The following is a 21,720-nucleotide window of genomic DNA, read 5'->3' as shown; positions in this document are numbered from 1 at the left end:
AATAAATGAACAGGCAATATTAGAATTCTGTAATACAGAAACTGATATTGCCTCTTTTTATTGATGAGTAATAATGAAAGTGAGAATTTATGGAATCAAAAGTTACAATTATCATACAAGAAATGTTACCACTTTTAAACAATGAACAATTACTAGCATTGAGAGAGAGTTTAGAGCGCCATCTAGTGGATGGAAAAAAACAGCAAAAGTATTCGAATAATTATCTGTTGCAACTATTCATCACTGCTAAGCAGGTGGAGGGATGTAGCGCAAAAACAATACGTTATTACCAGAGAACAATTGAAAATTTGTTTCATGATATTAAGGAGTCTGTGACACAACTGACAACAGATGATCTAAGAAGTTATCTTGCAAATTATCAGTCTGAAAAGGACTGTAGCAAGGCGAATTTGGATAATATTCGGCGTATATTGTCTTCTTTTTTTGCTTGGCTTGAACAAGAGGAATATATCATCAAGAATCCCATTCGAAGGATTAAAAAAATTAAGACAGAACAAACTGTAAAAGAAACTTATACGGATGAACATCTGGAAATTATGCGGGATAACTGTGAAAATTTAAGAGATTTGGCAATGATAGATCTACTAGCATCAACAGGTATGCGTGTAGGTGAACTGGTCCAGTTGAATCGTTCTGATATTGATTTTGAAAACAGAGAGTGCGTTGTTTTTGGAAAAGGAAAAAAAGAAAGACCCGTATATTTTGATGCTCGTACGAAAATTCATTTAAGAAACTATCTCAATGATAGAAAAGATAGCCATCCTGCTCTTTTTGTAACGCTAGTTGGAAAAGCCCAGAGACTTGGAATTGCGGGTGTCGAGATTCGATTGAGAAAGTTAGGACAAAAACTTGGAATACAAAAGGTTCATCCACATAAATTCAGAAGAACTTTAGCGACTAAGGCAATTGATAAAGGAATGCCTATTGAACAGGTCCAAAAACTACTAGGTCACAGCAAAATTGATACAACCCTGGCCTATGCCATGGTTAACCAAAGCAATGTCAAACATTCGCATCAAAAATTCATCTCTTAAATGCAAATCCCGATTTAACGAGATGTTTGAAGAGTATCCTGACTCAGTATTCTTAGATACATATATAAAAGAACTAAGAGCAGGTAAAAGTTTAGCTGGTGAGGAAAATAATAAGAATAAAGTATTAAAAACAGGAGCTGTATCGTACGATTATTTTAATTCATCTGAAGTAAAAAATTTACCAATTGATTATATTCCCTTAGATGAACATAAAGTTGAAATAGGGGATGTAATTATTAGTCGTATGAACACTTCTGAACTAGTTGGGGCTGCTGGGTATGTTTGGACTATTAATAGTGATAATATATATTTGCCAGATAGATTATGGAAGGTTGTTCTGAATGATCGAGTAAATCCAGTATTCTTATGGAAACTTATTACAAATGAGATAACAAAATTAAAAATTAAGAGAATTGCCTCTGGAACTAGTGGGAGTATGAAAAATATTTCGAAATCAAAATTTTTACAAATTAGAGTCCCCCTCCCCCCTCTTTCCCTCCAAAACGAGTTCGCGGACTTTGTGGCTCAGGTCGACAAATCACAATTTGCTTGTGGGATAGTTATAAAACTGTGGAGAAATAACTTGAAATCTAGTATAATATAGCTATCTATTTATTCAAAGTGAGAGAAAAATGGGAAATTTTGATTTTCTTTTAAATAACGAAGAGTATGAATCTTTTTCAAAGCCTTGTATAGAGGCTGAGAATATGATCGCGACATCAACTGTAGCTACTGCTTTTATGGCACGCCGTGCTTTGGAGCAGGCTGTTCATTGGATATATAGTCACGATTCATATTTAGAAGCTCCCTATCGTGCTACCTTATCTTCTTTGGTATGGGATGATGATTTTAGAGAGATTGTGGATCCTGAGCTCCATAGGCAGATTGTTCTTTTAATTCGATGGGGAAATCATGCTGCACATGGTGGAGAAATTAAGGAACGAGAAGCGATTTTGGCTTTGCATCATTTGTATCAGTTTGTCAATTTTATTGATTATTGCTACAGTAACGAGTTTGTGGAGCGTTATTTCGACGAGCAGTTATTGCCACTTTCAGCAAACATCAAGTTTCGAGAAACGCCACAATCTATGGCGAAATTACAAAACAGTTTGCCAGATCTTCCTGATTTCGATGAACAGATGGCTAGTCAGTCATTGGCTGTTCAAGAGACTTATACTGAAAAACGTGAAACAGCAGCTCTACGGCAAGATGTATCTTTCCATATCGATCAACTATCTGAAGCAGAGACAAGAAAACTCTTTATAGATATCGATCTCCGTTTAGCAGGTTGGACATTTGAGGAAAACTGTCGTGTTGAGGTAGCCGTTCATGGTTTGAAGCATGGTACAGGAACTGGATACTGTGACTATGTCCTTTATGGCAAAAATGGGAAAGTTCTAGCAATTGTTGAAGCTAAAAAGGCATCTGTGAATCCAGAAGTAGGGGAGGTGCAGGTCAAGGAATATGCTGAAGTTCTTGAGAAACAAATCGGCTATCGGCCAATTTGCTTTATTACCAATGGTTTAAAGCACTACATACTTGATGGTGTTAATCGTCGCCAGATTGCAGGGTTCTACTCTCAAGAAGAGTTGCAACTTTTGATGGACAGACGTCACTTGCAAAAACCACTCGAGGATATTTCTAGCAAAATTAGGGGCGACATTTCTGGACGTCATTATCAGAAACATGCGATTACAAGTGTCTGTGAAGCATTCTCCAATAATCGTAGACAGGCACTCTTGGTTATGGCAACTGGTTCTGGGAAAACCCGTACAGCGGTTTCCCTAGTTGATATCCTTTCGCGTCATAACTGGGTAAAAAATGTTCTTTTTTTGGCTGATAGAACTTCCCTAGTTAAGCAAGCTTATGATTCATTTAGGAAATTACTTCCAGATCTTTCAGTTTGCAATTTCTTAGAGGATAAAGATGGTGCTCGATCTAGTCGAATGGTTTTTTCAACCTATCCGACTATGATAGGGGCGATCAGTGATCAAGAAGAAGTAAATCAACGCCCTTTCACTGTTGGGCATTTTGATCTCATCATAATTGACGAATCTCACCGTTCTATTTATCAGAAATACAAATCAATTTTTGATTATTTTGATGCACGGATTGTAGGATTAACTGCCACTCCGCGTCAAGATTTAGATAAAAATACTTACGGTTTCTTTAACTTGGAGAATGGTGTTCCAACATACGCATACGATCTGGAAGAGGCTGTCAAAGATGGCTATTTAGTAGCTTATCATTCGATTGAAACGAAGTTGAAACTACCTACGGATGGTCTACATTACGATGATTTATCTCAAGACGAAAAAGAATATTTTGATAGTCAATTTGAAGATGGTAGTTCTGAGAAAGATATTGATCCTGAGGATTTTAATACCTCTATTTTCAATAGAAAAACAGTTAAAATTGTTCTAGATGAACTAATGACAAGAGGGATTCAGACAGCTTCAGGTGACGAAATTGGTAAAACCATTATCTTTGCTAAAAACCATCGACACGCTGAATACATCAGAGATATTTTTAACGAACGCTATCCTGAAAAAGGAAGCGATTATGCTCAAGTGATTGATTATAGCATTAAGCATTATCAAACCTTAATTGATGATTTTAAAATTAAGGAGAAATACCCTCAAATCGCAATTTCTGTTGATATGTTGGATACAGGTATTGATGTACCAGAAGTTGTTAATTTAGTCTTTTTCAAGAAAGTACGCTCTAAAACTAAGTTTTGGCAGATGATTGGTCGTGGAACCCGTCTTTGTAAAGATTTATTTGGCCCTGAGCAGGATAAGGAAAATTTCTTGGTATTTGATTATGGTGATAATTTTGAATATTTCAAAGCTGATCCGAGAGAGGGAGATGGCCGTCACATTGTTTCTTTGACTCAACGTTTGTTTAACATCAAGGTGGACTTGATTCGTGAACTGCAGGAGCTTCGTTATCAAAATGATCAGTTTGCTAGAGAATACCGTCAACAACTCGTCTCAGAACTTCATGAAAGTATGGTGAGCTTAAATGAGTTAGACTTTAGGGTTCGTATGGTCTTAGATACAGTTTATACTTACAGAAAGTTGGAAAATTGGCAAAATCTAACGACCGTCACAAGTGAAACAATCCAGAAAGATCTTTCTCCGATTCTATTTGAAGAAAATAAAGAAGACGAGATGGCGAGACGATTTGATTTATGGCTGTTTCAGATACAGTTAGGACAACTGTTGGCTAAGCCAGCAACTGTCCATATATCTCAAGTTATGAAAACAGCTAAAGCCCTTGCTAGGGTTGGCAATATCCCACAGGTTTTTGCACAGGCTGAAATTATCAGGAAAGTACAAGAACCTGAATTTTGGGAAGAAGTTAGTTTATCCGAGTTGGAAAAAATACGCCTTGCGCTTCGAGATTTACTACAGTTTCTGGATAAACCGGAACGCACTGTATATTATGTCAATTTTGATGATCACATTCTTTCCACTGTCCATGATACTAAGCCATATTTACAAGTCAATGACCTACGATCTTATAATGAAAAAGTTGAACATTATTTGAGAACTCATCTAGATGATGAAGCAATTTCTAAGTTATACCATAATGAAAAATTGACCTCTCAGGATTTACTTGCACTTGAAACATTGTTATGGGAAAAATTAGGTAGCAAGTCAGATTACCAACAACATTATGAAAATAAGGCAATTCCTAGATTGGTTCGTGAGATTATTGGTTTGGATAGAGAGTCTGCCAATCAAGTTTTTTCTAAATTTTTATCGGATGAGAGTCTCAATGCCAAGCAGATTTCCTTTGTGAAATTGATTGTAGATTACATTGTAGAAAATGGTTGTTTGGAGACTAAAGTTTTAACACAAGAGCCGTTTAAATCGTATGGTTCGGTTCAACTACTCTTTCAACACCAACTCCCTATACTTCGTAATATTGTCCAAACAATTGAACTCATCAATGATCGAGCTGGAGAAGCAGCGTAAATAATAAGAGGTTATAAATGCAAACGCAAGAAGAAATGAATATTCTGGTACCTGAAAAATTAGCAGAAATTGAGCGTGATTATGGAGTCACAGTTTTGTGGGCTATCGAGTCTGGTAGTCGTGCATGGGGCTTTGAGTCTCCTGACAGTGACTTTGATGTACGGTTTATCTACAAACACAAGCGAGATTTTTATCTCCATTTGAATGAACGGCGTGATGTTATCGAGTTACCAATTGACGATACTTGGGATGTGAGTGGCTGGGATTTAGATAAGACTTTAAAACTCCTTTATAAGTCAAATCCAACACTGTTTGAATGGTTACAGTCACCAATTGTTTATCAACAAACGGATTTTATCGAGCGTATACGTCCTCTTGCCAACCAGTATTTTTCTGAGAAGAAAATGCTCCACCATTACTTGAACACTGCTAGAACTCAAATGAATAAGTATCTTTCAGGAGACAAGGTCAAACCTAAAAAGTATTTCTACGCGCTTCGTCCTATTTTGGCTTGTCGTTGGATCGAAAAGTACCATTCAATCCCTCCGATTTTATTTGATGATTTGGTGAAAGAATTGCTGCCGTCTCAAATGAAGGAGCATGTGTCAAGATTGCTTGACATTAAGATAAACGGTCCTGAAGACATGCAAATTGAGCCTATAAAGCCAATTCAAGATTATATTTTAGATAATATCCAAGAGCTTGATGTATACGTTCAAAGCGTTACTGAGATGAAGAAAGACTGGAAAGCTCTAAATCAATTTTTCCTTGAAGAATTAGGGCATGACTGAGGTTGTTTATGGGGAAATGGACATGTAGATGCGGGCAAGCGATGAATGACCATAGGTCGCCCGATCCAAATGCTTATTCAGTTTATTCGGATGAGTTGTTTGAAGAAATCATAAATAAAGCTGACGACCATAATAAAATTTCTTATGATGATATTTCTGAAGCGTCATTTTATATGTGGAAGTGCCCTGAGTGTGGCAGTTTCATGGTTTTTGGCGAAGACGGGGATGGAGATCACTTTACTTTTTATGAGCGCCAAGAAATAGAAAAGGTAGAGCCTCTCTTTGATCCAGATCAAGAGTTAAATCTTGTTGTGGTTGAGTTTCAGGAGGGAGGGAATGGTTATACTTATATCTGTGATGACCCAAATATCCATATAGGACACGCTGTTATTGTCCCAGTCGGGAAGGAAAATACTGAAAAAACTGCTCTAGTTGTACAGAAGTATCATGCCCTACCAAAGGATATCACTTTTCCTGTTGAAAAGTTAAAACGAGTCATCCGTAGGTATTCACATTTCGACTCACAAACTTCAAAAATCGTTTGTAGAAATTTAATTAAGCTTGGAAGAATTCTTGATGCTTGCTCTAAAACTGCTAAACCTGTCACTCAGCAAACATATTATAGTATCAAAACTCCCTTAGGCTATTTCTGGTTAGAATTAAATGGAGTTCCGATTCCAATGAAAATCACACAGATTCAAGTCAAAGATAAACAGTACCAAGTGGATGGTGCCCTTTATATTAAGCCTTCAGAGATTAACTGTAGAAAATTCTATGAACTGGAATTATGTGCAGATTTTGATATTGATGCTTCTAGATGGATCGATGTTCTCTCGGATGAAAATGTTTGGGGCAATAGCTGGGAACTAAATGGTCTTCAATTTGGTATTACTGCAGGGGAATCTCCAGAATTTGAAGACGAAGTTGTTGCAAGAAAATATAGTCGTATCCCACTTTATTATGACTGGCACCCTGAATTTCAGGATTATTATGGTTTCAGTTTAGCCTGGAAAAAATACGAGTCTGATAACGATTTATCAATAGATTTCTATACAACGTAAGATGCAGGAGAATAAGCATGAATCAAGCATGGGAATTATTGTTTGAGGGCAAGATTGAAGAGGCTAAAAAATTAGTTGAAGCTGATTTTTCTTTGGAAACTTGCACTAATTTTAGTTTATTAAATTTGATGGGCTATATCTATCTTGAAGAGCAAAATTATAACGAGTGCTTAAGTATCTACCAGCGTTATATTGACTTAGCCCGAACTAAAAGTGACCAAGAAAATGAACATATAGGCTATCATCAGTTAGCGATGGTTTACCGTGAAATGGGGCATTTTCAAAAAGCTCTACTCTATATCGATCAGGAAATGCAAATTATAAAAAAATATTTTCCCAATGATGCTTTGAAATTTTCTGTTAACAACTATGAACAAGGCTACCTTCGTTTAAAGTTGGGAAATCTAGAAGAGGCAGAAAGCTATATGCAAAAATCCCTAGATTTTGCTTTGACAACTGAGGACTTCATTGCCCAAGCCTGTTCCTATAGAGGGATGGGAGAGATTTATCTGAAGCAAGATTCAGTCAAATCACGAAATTATTTTTATCAATCTATTCAACTCTTTGAAAAAGCTGAGGATAAAATTGGAGCAGACGGGGTAAGAGCTTTATTACAAAATGGGAAGTAGTCCAACTGAGCTGAAGAAAAACAGTAAAAAGCAGAAATTCATGGCGCAGAAAAGAGGCTAGTTCATAATTTCAACAACTGGAAGTTATGAACTAGCCTCAAAAGTTTGACTGAAAAAATCCAGTTATGGGACTTAGTGCATTTATATTATGTCTTCATTTTACAGAAACCGAAAGTAAATAACTATTTTTAATATAAAATTTTGTCTTTTATCATAATTTTTTGAAAAAAGCTAGTAATTTGACTGAAAAAAATTTGCAATTCTCCACAAGAAAATATATAATATAGTTGAGATGGAAAAACGTTTTTCAAAAGGAGGTGCACATTATGTTCTTAGGATTCTACTTCCGTTTTTGGTTCAGCATTTGGTGGCGTTAATAGAGGTTAGTGGTTGTTAAATTAAACTCAAATAGCTTTATGCCAGTAAGAAACTGAAATATTCAGTTTAATATGAGTTTTATTTTATCTAGTAAATCAACGTTTTCTATCACAACTCTATTGCAGTTAAGCTATGATATGTGATGATTGTCAACCCTATCTTGTTAACATTTTTATGGTCTCGAGAAATCTTATTTCTTGGGACTTTTTCTATTGTTTGAAAGGTTGCGTGTTGATTTTGTTGAACTAGGAGAACAAAAAAGACAAGCTACTTTGAAAAGTAATTTGTCTGTTGCTGGGTTACTTTTTATTGAAACACGCGATAAACGTAAGGATTTTCTGGCTTGTCTACTTTTGTGAAACTCTCAACTTCCAGTGTTGGGAGTTTTTGTTTGAGTTCTTTATGGTAGTAGAGGGTCAGGGTTCCCCTAGCGGTAATCCAGGTATTGTCAGGATACTGGCGGGAGTTTCCCTTGGTCAAGAGCCCATATACACCAGAGTCTGCGATACAGTGGATGATCCCAAAGCGAAAGAGGAATTGGCTATCTGGATGGCTAGGATCGTTATAGACAAAGCCTGTAAACTCGATTTTCTTTCCTTCAAACTCTTGAGGATAGTCATAGAGAACTTCCATGACCTCCATATAGTTTTCATCTGTAACCTGAATGGTTGGCAGGGAGAGGTATTTATCAGCGGTAGTCCTCATTTCTTTTTCATAAGCAGATTTGGAAAAATAGGTACTGGTATCGGGTTTTAGGTATTGACTGGATGTCCCTTCGCTTGCCTGAATAGCTGTATCGATTCCCTCAGCAAGTGGGAAATGATAGCCTTTGGCAGATACGGTTCTCGAGTCCAAACTTACTGTCGGAAAGGCAACTCCAATCAAGAGAGGTAGTGACAGTAACAGGATGCTGATTTGTCTAGCTCGACGACTTTCCATATGGCTGTGAGAGTTGATTTTCTTAATCCAGATGTAGAATTGGACCAGAGCCAACAGAAGGGAAAGGATCATGGAGATATAGACTAGATAGGAATAGTGGAGGTTGATGTAGTGGCTAAGCTTGCCAGATAGCTGCAGATACAGGGTCAGAGCAAAATAACCTAGTAGAATGAAAAATCGGATCATAGCATCACCCCCATCATGTAAGAATAAAGTAAGACAAGCACTGTCACAATGCCCATGAATTGCCAGATGAAGCGCGCTTTGAGATAGTGTTTCATCATGAGGAGATTTTTGATATCAAGCATGGGACCAATGACCAGAAAAGCAAGGACTGGTGCTAGGCCGAAGCTCGAGAGGAGAGAAGCTCCGATAAAGGCGTCCGCCTCGCTACAAAGAGAGAGGATAAAGGCTAGAAACATGAGCAAGAGAATCGCAAGGACTGGACTAGCACTGATAGAGGTCAGGATCCGAGTCGGGACATAGACCTGTACGATGGCCGCAAAGAGACAGCCAAAGACTAAGTAACGCCCCATATCGAAAAACTCATCAATAGCCTGTATAAAGACCTGAAAGACCTTTCTAGCAGGAGTCAAGTGTGAAAAGTCATGTTCATGACAAGTGATAGGATTCTCTTTTTGAATGGGTTTCTTCCAGAAAAATCCTAGGAAAATCCCCAGAACCAAAGCAATCACAATAGCTCCCAAAGCTCGCAAGAAGGCAAGTTTTATTGAATTGCCAAAGGCAGAATATGTAGCGAAAAGAACGATGGGATTGATAATGGGCGCAGTCACCAGAAAAGGAACGGCCGTGTAGCTGGGTACTTTCTTTTCCAGAAAACGATTGATGATGGGAACGATTCCACACTCACAAGAAGGAAAGAGAAAACCAATGAAGGTACCAAAAAAAATCCTCCCCCACCGATTGCGAGGGAGAAACTCATAAACTTTATCAGGTGTGATATAGACTTCAATCCAGCCTGAAATGAGACTCCCAATCAGGACAAAGGGAAGGGCTTCAATCATGATAGAGAGAAAAATAGCCCCTGCTTGTAAGATACTAGGAGGAAGAGATTGGAAAACAGTCATCTATTTTTTATTCTCAACTTTTTCTTTTTTGTCTTTGTCATCTGGGAAAGTGACTTGTGTTAAGTCAGGAAGTTTTGCGAATTCTTCAAACATCTTGTCCAAGTCATCCGTTTTTGTAAATTTAACAGCCATGGGCCTACCTCTTTTCTACATTCTACCTCTATTATACTATTATTTTGTGGAAAAGGGATTATTTTGATAATCAAAGATGCAAAAACAGGTAAGGCAAAACAAGAGCTGTTCCTTATGGTATAATAGGTTTATGGATAAAAAATATGAAAAAATCTCCCAAGATTTGGGTGTAACCTTAAAGCAAATCGATACCGTTCTAAGTTTAACGGTAGAAGGGGCGACAATTCCCTTCATCGCGCGTTACCGGAAGGACATGACTGGTAGTCTGGATGAAGTGGCGATTAAGGCTATTATCGACTTGGATAAAAGTCTGACAAATCTCAATGATCGCAAGGAAGCTGTCTTGGCTAAGATTCAAGAACAAGGCAAACTGACCAAGGAATTGGAAGAAGCTATTTTGGCAGCTGAAAAATTAGCAGACGTTGAAGAACTCTATCTTCCTTATAAGGAAAAGCGTCGGACCAAGGCAACTATTGCCCGTGAAGCAGGACTCTTTCCTCTTGCTCGCTTGATCTTGCAGAATGTAGATGCCTTAGAGAAAGAAGCTGAGAAATTTGTCTGTGAAGGATTTGCGACTGGTCAAGAAGCCTTGGCAGGTGCGGTTGATATTTTGGTCGAAGCCCTATCCGAAGATGTCAACTTGCGCTCTCTGACCTATCAGGAAGTGCTGAGACACTCTAAACTCACTTCGCAAGTCAAGGATGAAAGTCTTGATGAAAAACAAGTTTTTCAGATTTATTATGATTTTTCAGAAACAGTTGGCAACATGCAGGGCTATCGAACCTTAGCCCTCAACCGTGGAGAAAAATTAGGCATCTTGAAAGTTGGCTTTGAACATGCGACGGATCGTATCCTAGCTTTCTTTGCTACTCGTTTCAAGGTAAAAAATGCCTATATTGATGAAGTTGTTCAACAGTCAGTTAAGAAAAAGGTCTTGCCTGCTATCGAGCGCCGCATTCGGACAGAATTAACCGAGAAGGCAGAAGAAGGGGCTATTCAACTCTTTTCGGATAATCTGCGCAATCTCCTTTTGGTTGCTCCGCTAAAAGGGCGCGTGGTTTTAGGCTTTGACCCTGCATTTCGTACAGGTGCCAAGCTGGCAGTCGTTGATGCGACGGGGAAAATGCTGACGACTCAAGTCATTTATCCTATCAAACCAGCATCAGCTCGTCAAATCGAAGAAGCAAAGCGAGACTTAGCCGATTTGATTGGTCAGTATGGCGTAGAGATTATTGCCATCGGAAATGGTACTGCAAGCCGTGAGAGTGAAGCCTTTGTGGCAGAAGTTCTGAAAGATTTTCCTGAAGTCAGCTATGTTATCGTCAATGAGAGTGGTGCTTCTGTCTACTCTGCTAGCGACCTTGCTCGTCAGGAGTTTCCAGACTTGACCGTTGAAAAACGCTCTGCTATCTCTATCGCCCGTCGTTTGCAAGATCCCCTTGCTGAATTGGTCAAAATTGATCCCAAGTCAATCGGTGTAGGGCAATACCAGCACGATGTCAGTCAGAAGAAACTGTCTGAGAGTTTGGACTTTGTCGTTGATACCGTGGTTAACCAAGTCGGTGTCAATATCAACACAGCCAGCTCAGCTCTTCTTTCCCACGTAGCTGGACTCAATAAAACTATCTCTGAAAATATTGTCAAATACCGTGAGGAAGAAGGAAGAATCACTTCACGCGCTCAAATTAAGAAGGTTCCTCGCCTCGGTGCCAAAGCCTTTGAGCAAGCTGCAGGTTTCCTCCGTATCCCGGAAAGTAGCAATATCCTTGATAATACAGGAGTTCACCCAGAAAACTACGCTGCCGTTAAGGAGCTCTTCAAACGATTGGCTATCAAGGACTTGAATGAAGAAGCACAAAATAAACTTAAGTCCCTTTCAGTCAAGGAAATGGCGCAAGAACTAGAACTTGGCCCAGAAACCCTTAAAGATATTATTGCAGACCTTCTCAAACCAGGTCGAGATTTCCGTGATTCCTTTGATGCTCCAGTTCTCCGTCAAGATGTTCTGGATATCAAAGACTTAAAAGTAGGCCAGAAGCTAGAAGGTGTGGTGCGTAATGTCGTTGACTTCGGTGCCTTCGTTGATATCGGGATTCACGAAGACGGCCTCATTCATATTTCTCATATGAGTCGCAAATTTATCAAACATCCTAGCCAAGTGGTGTCTGTTGGAGATTTGGTAACGGTTTGGGTCAAGAAAATCGATACTGAACGTGAAAAAGTCAATCTGTCGCTCCTAGCTCCCGATGAATCTAACTGAGTACGTTAAGCGAGTTTCCCTAGAAGACTTTGGTAGACCTTTTACACACCAAGCCCAGTGGAATTCTCGTCTGCGAACGACAGGTGGACGATTTTTCCCCAAGGATGGGCATTTGGATTTTAATCCCAAGGTTTATAATGAACTAGGTTTGGAAGTCTTTCGCAAAATCGTGCGCCATGAACTCTGTCACTATCACCTTTATTTTCAGAAAAAAGGATATCGACATAAGGACCGAGATTTTAAGGAACTTTTGAAAGAAGTGGATGGACTACGCTTTGCACCACCTTTGAAAAGTCAGGATAGTTACCTAGTCTATCAGTGCCAATCTTGCCAGCAAACCTATCAACGCAAGAGAAAAATTAACACAAAACGCTATCGCTGTGGCGTATGCCGTGGTAAACTCGTTATCTTAAATCGGCCTAAGGACTGATGTTCTTGTTCCCGTTTTATGCTATATTACTTGTAAGAATACCGAAAGAGGAACAAATCATGAATACAAAATTTTATAAAATGAGACGAAATCGTATGGTGTCAGGAGTTTTAGCTGGCCTATCAGACAAGTGGAATTTTGATGTAACCCTAGTCCGCTTTCTCTTCGCCATTTTTACCATATCAAATTTTGGGATTGGTGTGATTATTTACATCATTCTTGCCTCTATCCTGCCAACTAAGGAAGAAATCGAAGCAGAAATGTACGGAACAGGACCACGCAAACGCAAGGAAGCCGAGGCTATTGATGACAATGATGGCTGGTTTTGGTGATAATAGTAGAAGCAGGAACTTCGTCCAATAGGACGAAGTTTTTTAAACTTGTCAAATCAAATCTTGAAATGGTATAATAAATCAGTGAATACAATAATTTAGAGAGATTAATATGGCTAACGAAAATAAAACGTTTGAATTACAAAGTTCTGAAATTGACTTTGACTATGAACAATTACTTGAATTAGAAAGTTCTTTAGAAAATAACCTTAAGGATGTTGTTGAACATATAGATCAACTTGATATAGACAGAGAGAAATTACAAAATAATGAATACCTTCAAGAATCTATTGAAAATATAGTTTGGGAACAAGTACAACTTCAACTTGCTGCCCAAATAGGTGAAGAGTTTATTAAAGATAACAATGGTCAAACTCTAGATTTGCGAAAAGAAGCTCATATTCAAACTGCTGAAAATTTTGAAAAAGGAAAATTTATTACTCATAACTCGGATAGAAATATATATGAGGACAGATATACAAAATGGCAAAAAAAGTTTGAAAGAGATGAATTAGGAAATATTAAAACACACTCAACTCGATCAGGTAAAATGGTGAATACCATAAAAAAAGATGCGAGAAAATTTTTAGATGAAAATAGACCAAGAGGTTCAAAAGAAAAAGGAACTCAAATGGATCACACAGTCTCTGCTGGAGAGATTATACGTGATCCAAAAGCCAATGCTTTTATGGATAAAGAGCAACAATATGCTTTCGCAAATAGCAAAGCTAATCTTAACGAAATAAGGAGTGAAATTAATCAAGCGAAGGGTGATCAATCTACAACTGAATTATTAGATAATCCAAATTCTAAGGGACAATATGCTAAAGAAGTCCATAATATTAGTTCAAAAGAAGAGAGACAGTTAAGAGAGAAAGATAAAGAGGCACGCGCTGAATACGACCGAGTAAGAGACGAAGCTGAGAAGCGAGCTATAAAATCTGGTAAAAAATCACGCCGTGACGAGGCTTTAAAAGTTTCAGGAAAAGCTTTGAAAGCAGCGCTTTTACAGTTACTATCAGAATTTTTGCGAGAGTTAATTTCAAAATTTATCTCTTGGCTTAAAGATATAGAAAGAAACTTATCAACTTTTATTGAAAAGGTAAAAGAGGCCATCATTTCATTTGTAAACAACTTATCAAATCACTTATTAAACGTTGGGAAATCAGTGATTACGATGATAGCTTCTGCGATAGTTGGACCTGTAATTAACACTTTTCTAAAAGCATGGACATTTATACACCAAGGTTGGAAGTCCTTAAAAGAAGCGATTGATTATCTAAACAATCCAGATAACAAAGAAAAAAGTGTTCAGATAATGATGCTAGAGATTGGTAAAATTGTTGTTGCTGGTTTATCGGCTACTGGGGCAATTGTAGTTGGGGAAGCATTAGGAGCATCCCTAACAGCTAGTTTTCCAGTTTTGGCTATTTCTATACCACTTTTAGGAACAATCGGCAGTGTTATTGGAACATTTATGGGAGCAACTTTATCAGGAATTATTGGCGCCTTCGTACTAAAAATGATTGATCAGCAAATTGTCAATAAACAGATTACTGAATTAAGTTCTAAGAAAATTGATCAAAATAATGAAATGTTAGTAATCAAAGATCAATTACTAGATGTAAAGAGCATAAGGCTTCAAGTAGAAAAAGATTCTGTTATCAATACTATTAAGGAAAGACACGATATGGCTGCTTCAATAATGAAAGAAAAGCTATCAGATATTTTTGAAGAATCTACAAGAGACGAAAAAAGTGACTTTGATGAGATTGATGCATTATTACAAGATTTACTAGATTAAGGAGATAAATATGGAACAAGAAGTAGTTGAGCAAGAACAGGAAAAATTTGAAATAAACATTAGCAAACATGATTTCGATGAAGCGAAAGAGCATCTGAAAGAGTTTGCTGAACAAAGTCAAGATGAATTGTATTTTGATACAGTTAGAACTCATGAAGATTTCTTTGGTTTTGAATTTGCTGAACATGGAGTTACTGGTAAAGAGTTTAATACTTTAGTTGAACAAACTCAAAATTACATTTCAAAATTTTATGATAATCAACAAACACTTATTGAAGAATTTGGTCAAGTTTATAAAGCTTTAGAAGCTCTTGACAAAGGTCATATTCAAGCGATTCTATCTAATATAGCTGCAATAGACCATACAAATAAGAAACTTACCAAAGAACAAGCTCGTATTGATAAAACAATCGAGAAACAGGCATCTACACTCCAAGTACTAAAGCAATTTAAAGAAAAATTCAATGAAAACAATCATAAAGAAGCCATTGAGGAACATGAGAATCGACTTTCTAAATTAGACGATAGAATTGTAAGCTTAGAGGATACAGTAAGCGCGCTTCCTTTGGAGCCTGTCTCGCATAATTCTGAAATTGAAGAACTCAGAAAAGAATTGAAAGAAAGTAAAGAACAAATTAAACTTATTTCTAGTCGACTTTTAACTGTTTTTATCATATCTGGAGTATCTATCGGAATGTTAATTATTGCTTTACTTTTTATGTTTTTGAGGTAAATTATGACTGTATCTCGTGACAAGCTAATTGAGAGCGCCAAAAAATTGGATCGACAACTGGGTAACGAGTCGACCTTTTGCACAAAAGTGAATGAGATTATAATTGATCATTCAGACACAAATAAAGTAGCAGATTTATATAAATCTATATATTTATTTCAAAAAGAGAATAAAATAAGCAAGATAAGTCAAACGCTAAAAGAATTGTCTGATAATTTAGCTTGTTATTTAGGTTACTCTTATCTTTTTGAAATACTAGGGAAGGAGTTAGGAAAACGTAACAACTCTTCTTTGGATGAATTGATGAAGGAATTAAATCAATTAGTTGGTTTACAAAAAGTTAAAGAGGAAGTTTCGAGGTTAGTCATATATCAAAAGGTTCAGTCCAAAAGAAAAGAGTCTGGGCTAAAAGTACCAAAGAGAACTTTACATATGGCGTTTATGGGGAATCCTGGTACTGGAAAGACGACAGTGGCCAGAATTGTAGGTCGGATGTATTATCAATTAGGCCTTCTTTCAAAGGGGCATTTTACCGAAGTCTCCAGAACAGATTTAATTGCTGGTTATCAAGGTCAAACTGCTCTAAAAGTAAAAAGTGTCATTGAAAAAGCAAAAGGTGGCGTTTTATTCATAGATGAAGCTTATAGTATTACAGAAAATGACAATACGGATTCATATGGACGAGAATGTTTAACAGAATTGACAAAGGCTTTAGAGGATTCAAGGGATGATCTAATTGTTATTGTTGCAGGATATACTGATCCAATGAATCATTTCTTTGAATCGAATCCTGGTCTGAAGTCTCGTTTTAATTATTTTATAAATTTTGAAAATTATTCTTCTACAGAATTGTTAGATATTCTTGAAACACTAGCAAGAAAAGATGACTACCAAATAGATGACAAGTTGAAAGAAATATTATTAAATTATTTTAATGATAAGTTAGAAATCAATCTTACCAATTTTTCTAACGGTCGTTTTGTTCGAAATCTTTATGAAGATTTAATAATGAATCAAGCAGTTCGAATAAATAAAAGTGAGAGTGTATCATCAAAAGAGTTAACCTTGTTAATAAAAGACGATTTTTCTTTAGAAGAAAACTGCTCTGCTTATATAGAAATATAATTAATTGAAAGAATACATCATCAAATTGTAGCAACATTTCTTACTGATTTATGCAGACTGAATAGTGAATTTTAACCCTTGCATCCGCAAGGGTTTTCTTCTTGCATTTCTTTTATGGTAAAATATTGATAGCGAAATTGCTTGATATTCTTCAATCTTACAAAAATGTAAGATTAAAGTCTCTTTTGTAAGGTTAGGTTATGGCAGGCCGCCTTTTTTTGCGATAAACTAGACTCATAAAGAACAAAGGAGCAAAACCATGAAAAGAATTTTACAAAAGAAAAGAAGAAAACCAAGTCAAAAAGATATTGAGCGTGTTCAACTGGGATGCGCTATGATGCAAGCACAGTTTCAAATGATGGGATATTAAAAAGGAGAAAAACATGACACTTTTAGATGTAAAACACGTTCAAAAAATCTACAAAACACGTTTCCAAGGCAACCAAGTAGAGGCGCTTAAGGATATTCACTTTACCGTGGAAAAGGGTGACTATGTTGCCATCATGGGTGAGTCTGGTTCTGGTAAATCCACTCTTCTCAATATCCTAGCTATGCTGGATAAACCAACTCGAGGCCAGGTTTACCTGAATGGAACCGACACAGCCACTATTAAGAATTCACAGGCTTCGAGTTTCCGTCGTGAGAAGTTGGGATTTGTTTTCCAAGACTTTAATCTGCTAGATACCCTGTCTGTTAAGGACAATATCTTGCTTCCGTTAGTGTTATCACGAAAACCTATCACAGAGATGATGAAGAAATTGGTAGTGACAGCTGAAAATTTGGGCATCAACCAATTGCAAGAGAAGTACCCTTACGAGATCTCTGGTGGTCAAAAACAGCGGGTAGCAGTAGCACGCGCCATCATCACTGAACCTGAAATTCTCCTTGCGGATGAGCCAACAGGAGCCCTTGACTCCAAGTCATCTGCAGCTCTTCTAGATGTTTTTGATGAAATCAATGAACGTGGCCAAACCATTCTCATGGTAACTCACTCAACGGCAGCAGCCAGCAGGGCCAAGCGTGTACTCTTTATCAAAGACGGCATTCTTTACAACCAAATCTACCGTGGAGACAAGACAGAGCGTCAGATGTTCCAAGAAATCTCTGACACTTTGACTGTTATGGCAAGCGAGGTGAATTAGTATGTTCCGATTAACCAATAAGTTAGCGGTATCCAACTTGATCAAAAACCGCAAACTCTACTATCCCTTTGCTCTTGCTGTTCTCTTAGCTGTGACCATCACCTATCTCTTTTACTCACTGTCACTTAATCCTAATATTGGCAAGATCCGTGGGGGAGAAACTATCTCTATGACCCTGGCTCTCGGTATGGTGGTTGTTACCATCGCTTCTGGAATTATTGTCCTTTATGCCAATAGTTTTGTCATGAAGAACCGCTCAAAGGAGCTGGGTGTATATGGCATGCTTGGTCTTGAAAAGCGCCATTTAATCAGTATGGTTCTTAAGGAGCTTCTTATTTTTGGTTCCTTAACCTTGACAGCTGGTCTCGGTCTAGGAGCTCTCTTTGATAAGCTAATCTTTGCCTTACTTCTAAAGCTGATGAAAATGAAAGTGGATCTCGTTTCGACTTTCCAACCAATTGTCTTTATCCTAGTTCTCATCGTCTTTGGAGCTATCTTCCTAGGTCTAATTTTTATCAATGCCTTTCGTATCGCACGCATGAATGCCCTTCAGCTCTCTCGTGAGAAGGCCAGTGGTGAGAAAAAAGGACGTTTCTTAGGTCTTCAAACCATTCTAGGTCTGATTAGTTTGGGAGCGGGTTACTACCTAGCAGTAACAGTTGAAAATCCACTTTCTGCTGTTCTGATTTTCTTCGTAGCAGTCTTGTTGGTAATTTTGGGAACTTATCTTCTCTTCAATGCAGGGATCACAGTTTTCCTACAAATCTTGAAGAAAAACAAGCGTTATTATTACCAACCTAACAACATGATTTCCGTATCCAATCTTATTTTCCGTATGAAGAAAAATGCAGTTGGTCTGGCGACGATTGCTATTCTTTCAACCATGGTCTTAGTGACTATGTCTGCTGCAACGAGTATCTTTAAAGGCTCTGAAACTTTCAAGAAAGTCATGAATCCACATGATTTTGGAATTACAGGACAGAATATTGAAAAAGAAGACATAAATAAACTCCTAGACCAGTATGCTAGTGATAAGGGATTGACTGTTACAAAGAAAGAAGTTCTTACATACAGTAGCTTTGGTGTGGCAAATCAAGAAGGTACGAAATTAACAATCTTTGACAAAGGTCAAAACCGTGTTCAACCGAAAACTGTTTTTATGGTCTTTGACCAAAAAGACTACGAGAATATGACGGGGCAAAAACTCGCACTTTCAGGAAAGGAAGTTGGATTGTTTACTAAAAACAAAGAACTTCAAGGACAGAAAGAACTGACTCTAAATAACCAGACCTACACGATCAAAGAAGAAATCAAAAAAGATTTTATTCTTGAACATGTCCCAAATCAGTACAATATTCTAACTTCGGACTATAACTATCTGGTTGTTCCTGACCTACAAGTCTTTCTTGACCAGCATCCTAATTCTTCCATCTTTAATCAATACTACGGTGGTATGAATGTAACAGCTAGTGAGGAAGAGCAACTCAAACTTGCCAACGACTATTCAAAATTCCTTGGTGATTTTAATAGAGAATTAAGCAAAGAAGGAAGCTATGTTTACGGAAGCAATCTAGCTGATAGCAGTGCGCAGATGAGTGCTCTCTTTGGTGGAGTCTTCTTCATCGGTATCTTCCTCTCTATCATCTTTATGGTGGGAACAGTTCTTGTCATCTACTACAAACAAATCTCTGAAGGCTATGAAGACCGTGAACGCTTTATCATTTTGCAAAAAGTCGGTCTTGATCAAAAGCAAATCAAGCAAACTATCAACAAACAGGTCCTAACTGTTTTCTTCCTCCCTTTGCTTTTTGCCTTCCTACACCTTGCCTTTGCCTATCACATGCTTAGCCTCATCCTAAAAGTCATTGGGGTGCTCGATGCGACCATGATGTTGACAGTCACTCTGTCCATCTGTGCTATCTTCCTCATTGTCTACGTTTTAATCTTTATGATTACCTCTAGAAGCTATCGCAAGATTGTGCAAATGTAAAAAAAGATACCTCGATATTTGTCGAGGTATTTCTTTTATCTTAGATACTAAAGAGTTGTCCCAAGAGGAAGGTTACACCCATGGTGAGAAGTCCGATACAGAGGTTACGGATCATAGCAGTTTTCGTAGGAGACTTGCCTAGTTTAGCACTGGTATAGCCTGTGATGAGAAGAGAAAGGGCTACGATAAAGACAGTAGCAGGGATCCGATAGTCACTTGGAAAGACGGTAATCGAAAGCATAGGAGGAAGACTTCCTAATATAAAGGCGATAAAGCTAGAGATAGCAGCATGCCAAGGATTGGTAAATTCTTCGTACTCGATACCGTATTTTTCCTCGACAAGGGCTTTGAGTGGATTTTTTAAAAAGGCCTTGTTGGTCAAAAGTTGGGCGGACGTTTCACACTCACCATTTTGCAGGTAAGCAGCATAGAGGGATTGTTTTGCAGATTCGATGTCCTTATCCAAGAGCAACTGTTCTCTGGCAACAGCGGCTTCTTCCGTGTCTTTTTGAGTGGATACAGAGACATATTCGCCACCTGCCATAGAAAAAGCACCAGCGAGAATAGCGGCCAATCCTGATAAAAAGATAATCCAGATATTGCTCGTCGCACTGGCAACACCAATAACGACTCCAGCGATGGAAATAATCCCATCATTGGCACCCAGAACACCTGCGCGTAGGATATTGAGTCGGCCTGCAAAGTTTGCATCAATTTCATGTTTTATTTCTGTCATAGTCATCTCCTTTCTCTCCAGTATAGAGAAAAGAGTAGGGGAATACAAACTTTTTAAACTATCTGAAAAAAGTTCTACGATTCTAATTTTTAAGCGCTTTCTAATTTTGCCGAAAAATGCTACTTCAAATTCTCAAATATTAAATTTTCTGACAATTTATTGAAAAATGAGTGAATACATGTTATAATGGAACGTAAAATAAATTCAGGCTTCCTGAACCAATAGGAGTAACTAATGAAAAAACTAGGTGTTGTCCTTTTATCTTCTGCTTTGCTATTGACAGCATGTGCAGTCCGTTTTGAAAAATCAACCGAGACAAGTGATTCCTCTAAGGTGACAGCTTTATCAGATGACAAACAAAAATTACTTGATAAGGCAACCGCAGATTATAAGACTTTTGTTCAAGGACAAATTGATAAACTCTTAACGGATACAGAAGGCTTTGTCCAGCTTTTAAAAGACGGAAAATTGGAGGAAGCCAAGAAAGCTTATCCACTTGTTCGTATGTCTTATGAGCGTTCAGAACCGATTGCAGAAAGTTTTGGTGAGTCAGATGTCAAGATTGACTTCCGTTTAGCAGACTACGTAGATGAAAATAAGACTGAGGAAGGCTGGTCTGGTTTCCACCGTATCGAGCGTATCCTTTGGGAAGATAATACCACAAAAGGGACTGAAAAATACGGTGATCAATTGGTCAATGATATTAAGGAATTGAAAGCTAAGATTGCGACTGTAGATGTGGACTACAAGGTTATGTTGACTGGAGCAGTTGACTTGCTTAATGAAGTAGCGACAAGCAAGATTACAGGTGAAGAGGAAATCTATTCTCATACAGATTTGTACGATTTCCGTGCTAATATCGAGGGTGCTGAGAAAATTTTCCAACTATTTAAACCTTTACTAGAAAAATCAGATGCTGATTTAGTTAAAGAATTAGAAGCTGATTTCAAATCTGTTAATAGCTTGTTGGACAAACATATGACAGACAAGGAACACTACAAACTCTATACAGATTTGACAAAAGAAGACACCAAAGAATTGGCTGAAGCCGTGACAAAACTTGGTGAACCTCTATCACAAATGGGCAAATTTCTTGATGGAGAATAAGCGGT

The 21,720-nt window shown here is 37.7% G+C and carries 19 protein-coding genes; 15 read left to right on the top strand and 4 right to left on the bottom strand.

Translation table 11 applies throughout. From position 1 onward, the window contains the following. Positions 1-89: 89 nt before the first annotated feature. The 6 genes from xerA to D8854_RS01820 are packed head-to-tail and all read left to right on the top strand — an operon-like array spanning position 90 to position 7,519. Positions 90-1,055, top strand: coding sequence for a site-specific tyrosine recombinase/integron integrase (gene xerA / locus D8854_RS01845; protein WP_125449225.1), 966 nt, complete (start codon positions 90-92; stop codon positions 1,053-1,055). Further along, a complete protein-coding gene (locus tag D8854_RS01840) occupies positions 1,021-1,659 on the top strand; it encodes a restriction endonuclease subunit S (protein WP_260469216.1) in 639 nt (212 codons plus the stop codon). The genes xerA and D8854_RS01840 overlap by 35 nt, the downstream gene beginning before the upstream one ends. A gap of 28 nt (positions 1,660-1,687) precedes the next feature. Then, positions 1,688-5,038: a DEAD/DEAH box helicase family protein gene (locus D8854_RS01835; protein ID WP_125449223.1), complete on the top strand. Its 3,351-nt coding sequence runs from the start codon at positions 1,688-1,690 to the stop codon at positions 5,036-5,038. Positions 5,039-5,055: 17 nt separating this feature from the next. Continuing rightward, positions 5,056-5,829 carry a DNA polymerase beta superfamily protein gene (locus D8854_RS01830; RefSeq protein WP_125449221.1) on the top strand — a complete coding sequence of 258 codons (774 nt, stop codon included), beginning with the start codon at positions 5,056-5,058 and terminating at the stop codon, positions 5,827-5,829. An 8-nt stretch (positions 5,830-5,837) separates the two neighbouring features. Next, complete coding sequence (locus tag D8854_RS01825) at positions 5,838-6,890, top strand: hypothetical protein (RefSeq protein WP_125449219.1); 1,053 nt, start codon at positions 5,838-5,840, stop codon at positions 6,888-6,890. 17 nt (positions 6,891-6,907) lie between these two features. Next, on the top strand, positions 6,908-7,519 hold the full coding sequence (locus D8854_RS01820) for a tetratricopeptide repeat protein (protein ID WP_125449217.1): 612 nt from the start codon (positions 6,908-6,910) through the stop codon (positions 7,517-7,519). Between the two features lie 684 nt (positions 7,520-8,203). On the opposite strand, the gene D8854_RS01815 is transcribed toward D8854_RS01820, so the two are convergent. The 3 genes from D8854_RS01815 to D8854_RS09890 are packed head-to-tail and all read right to left on the bottom strand — an operon-like array spanning position 8,204 to position 10,056. Continuing rightward, the gene (locus D8854_RS01815) at positions 8,204-9,022 is read right to left on the bottom strand and encodes a TIGR03943 family putative permease subunit (protein WP_125449215.1); all 819 of its coding nucleotides are present in this window, start codon (positions 9,020-9,022) and stop codon (positions 8,204-8,206) included. Beyond that, a complete protein-coding gene (locus D8854_RS01810; RefSeq protein WP_125449213.1) occupies positions 9,019-9,924 on the bottom strand; it encodes a permease in 906 nt (301 codons plus the stop codon). Before D8854_RS01810 ends, D8854_RS01815 begins: the two co-directional genes overlap by 4 nt. Further along, entirely contained in the window at positions 9,925-10,056 is a 132-nt protein-coding gene (locus D8854_RS09890; RefSeq protein WP_061416935.1) for an SPJ_0845 family protein, read from the bottom strand. Positions 10,057-10,186: 130 nt separating this feature from the next. Here D8854_RS09890 and D8854_RS01800 point away from each other — a divergent pair, with 130 nt between their 5' ends. From D8854_RS01800 to D8854_RS01765, 8 genes are all read left to right on the top strand, one after another. Further along, positions 10,187-12,316 (top strand): Tex family protein, encoded by a 2,130-nt coding sequence (locus D8854_RS01800; RefSeq protein WP_125449211.1) that lies wholly within the window; start codon positions 10,187-10,189, stop codon positions 12,314-12,316. Continuing rightward, a complete protein-coding gene (locus D8854_RS01795; RefSeq protein WP_125449209.1) occupies positions 12,303-12,746 on the top strand; it encodes a SprT family protein in 444 nt (147 codons plus the stop codon). The genes D8854_RS01800 and D8854_RS01795 overlap by 14 nt, the downstream gene beginning before the upstream one ends. A 59-nt stretch (positions 12,747-12,805) precedes the next feature. Beyond that, on the top strand, positions 12,806-13,078 hold the full coding sequence (locus tag D8854_RS01790; RefSeq protein ID WP_109290075.1) for a PspC domain-containing protein: 273 nt from the start codon (positions 12,806-12,808) through the stop codon (positions 13,076-13,078). A gap of 112 nt (positions 13,079-13,190) precedes the next feature. Beyond that, a complete protein-coding gene (locus D8854_RS01785) occupies positions 13,191-14,882 on the top strand; it encodes a hypothetical protein (RefSeq protein WP_125449207.1) in 1,692 nt (563 codons plus the stop codon). 10 nt (positions 14,883-14,892) lie between these two features. Beyond that, positions 14,893-15,615, top strand: a complete 723-nt coding sequence (locus tag D8854_RS01780; protein WP_125449205.1) for a hypothetical protein — start codon at positions 14,893-14,895, stop codon at positions 15,613-15,615. 3 nt (positions 15,616-15,618) lie between these two features. Next, positions 15,619-16,740: an AAA family ATPase gene (locus D8854_RS01775; RefSeq protein ID WP_125449203.1), complete on the top strand. Its 1,122-nt coding sequence runs from the start codon at positions 15,619-15,621 to the stop codon at positions 16,738-16,740. A gap of 383 nt (positions 16,741-17,123) precedes the next feature. Beyond that, a complete protein-coding gene (locus tag D8854_RS01770; RefSeq protein ID WP_000173369.1) occupies positions 17,124-17,882 on the top strand; it encodes an ABC transporter ATP-binding protein in 759 nt (252 codons plus the stop codon). Between the two features lies 1 nt (position 17,883). Next, the gene (locus D8854_RS01765) at positions 17,884-19,872 is read left to right on the top strand and encodes an FtsX-like permease family protein (protein WP_125449201.1); all 1,989 of its coding nucleotides are present in this window, start codon (positions 17,884-17,886) and stop codon (positions 19,870-19,872) included. Positions 19,873-19,912: 40 nt separating this feature from the next. Here D8854_RS01765 and D8854_RS01760 read toward each other — a convergent pair whose 3' ends face one another. After that, positions 19,913-20,608 carry a VIT1/CCC1 transporter family protein gene (locus D8854_RS01760; protein ID WP_125449199.1) on the bottom strand — a complete coding sequence of 232 codons (696 nt, stop codon included), beginning with the start codon at positions 20,606-20,608 and terminating at the stop codon, positions 19,913-19,915. 234 nt (positions 20,609-20,842) lie between these two features. On the opposite strand from D8854_RS01760, the gene efeO reads away from it, so the two are divergent. Continuing rightward, a complete protein-coding gene (gene efeO / locus D8854_RS01755) occupies positions 20,843-21,715 on the top strand; it encodes an iron uptake system protein EfeO (protein ID WP_125449197.1) in 873 nt (290 codons plus the stop codon). The last annotated feature ends 5 nt before the right edge of the window (positions 21,716-21,720 follow it).

It is taken from the genome of Streptococcus mitis (assembly GCF_003943905.1).
Classification (GTDB): Bacteria; Bacillota; Bacilli; order Lactobacillales; family Streptococcaceae; genus Streptococcus; species Streptococcus mitis_BC.
This window is presented reverse-complemented; position numbering and strand designations above follow the sequence as displayed.

Excerpts from the sequence above, each read along its gene's own strand:
- D8854_RS01785 (WP_125449207.1), top strand. The coding sequence starts at position 13,191 with ATGGCTAACGAAAATAAAACGTTTGAATTACAAAGTTCTGAAATTGAC.
- D8854_RS01770 (WP_000173369.1), top strand. The coding sequence starts at position 17,124 with ATGACACTTTTAGATGTAAAACACGTTCAAAAAATCTACAAAACACGT.
- D8854_RS01775 (WP_125449203.1), top strand. The coding sequence starts at position 15,619 with ATGACTGTATCTCGTGACAAGCTAATTGAGAGCGCCAAAAAATTGGAT.
- D8854_RS01800 (WP_125449211.1), top strand. The coding sequence starts at position 10,187 with ATGGATAAAAAATATGAAAAAATCTCCCAAGATTTGGGTGTAACCTTA.
- D8854_RS01840 (WP_260469216.1), top strand. The coding sequence starts at position 1,021 with ATGTCAAACATTCGCATCAAAAATTCATCTCTTAAATGCAAATCCCGA.
- D8854_RS01760 (WP_125449199.1), bottom strand. The coding sequence starts at position 20,608 with ATGACAGAAATAAAACATGAAATTGATGCAAACTTTGCAGGCCGACTC.
- efeO (WP_125449197.1), top strand. The coding sequence starts at position 20,843 with ATGAAAAAACTAGGTGTTGTCCTTTTATCTTCTGCTTTGCTATTGACA.
- D8854_RS01820 (WP_125449217.1), top strand. The coding sequence starts at position 6,908 with ATGAATCAAGCATGGGAATTATTGTTTGAGGGCAAGATTGAAGAGGCT.
- D8854_RS01795 (WP_125449209.1), top strand. The coding sequence starts at position 12,303 with ATGAATCTAACTGAGTACGTTAAGCGAGTTTCCCTAGAAGACTTTGGT.
- D8854_RS01830 (WP_125449221.1), top strand. The coding sequence starts at position 5,056 with ATGCAAACGCAAGAAGAAATGAATATTCTGGTACCTGAAAAATTAGCA.
- D8854_RS01815 (WP_125449215.1), bottom strand. The coding sequence starts at position 9,022 with ATGATCCGATTTTTCATTCTACTAGGTTATTTTGCTCTGACCCTGTAT.
- D8854_RS01790 (WP_109290075.1), top strand. The coding sequence starts at position 12,806 with ATGAATACAAAATTTTATAAAATGAGACGAAATCGTATGGTGTCAGGA.
- D8854_RS01835 (WP_125449223.1), top strand. The coding sequence starts at position 1,688 with ATGGGAAATTTTGATTTTCTTTTAAATAACGAAGAGTATGAATCTTTT.
- D8854_RS01780 (WP_125449205.1), top strand. The coding sequence starts at position 14,893 with ATGGAACAAGAAGTAGTTGAGCAAGAACAGGAAAAATTTGAAATAAAC.
- D8854_RS01825 (WP_125449219.1), top strand. The coding sequence starts at position 5,838 with ATGGGGAAATGGACATGTAGATGCGGGCAAGCGATGAATGACCATAGG.
- D8854_RS01765 (WP_125449201.1), top strand. The coding sequence starts at position 17,884 with ATGTTCCGATTAACCAATAAGTTAGCGGTATCCAACTTGATCAAAAAC.
- D8854_RS09890 (WP_061416935.1), bottom strand. The coding sequence starts at position 10,056 with ATGGCTGTTAAATTTACAAAAACGGATGACTTGGACAAGATGTTTGAA.
- D8854_RS01810 (WP_125449213.1), bottom strand. The coding sequence starts at position 9,924 with ATGACTGTTTTCCAATCTCTTCCTCCTAGTATCTTACAAGCAGGGGCT.
- xerA (WP_125449225.1), top strand. The coding sequence starts at position 90 with ATGGAATCAAAAGTTACAATTATCATACAAGAAATGTTACCACTTTTA.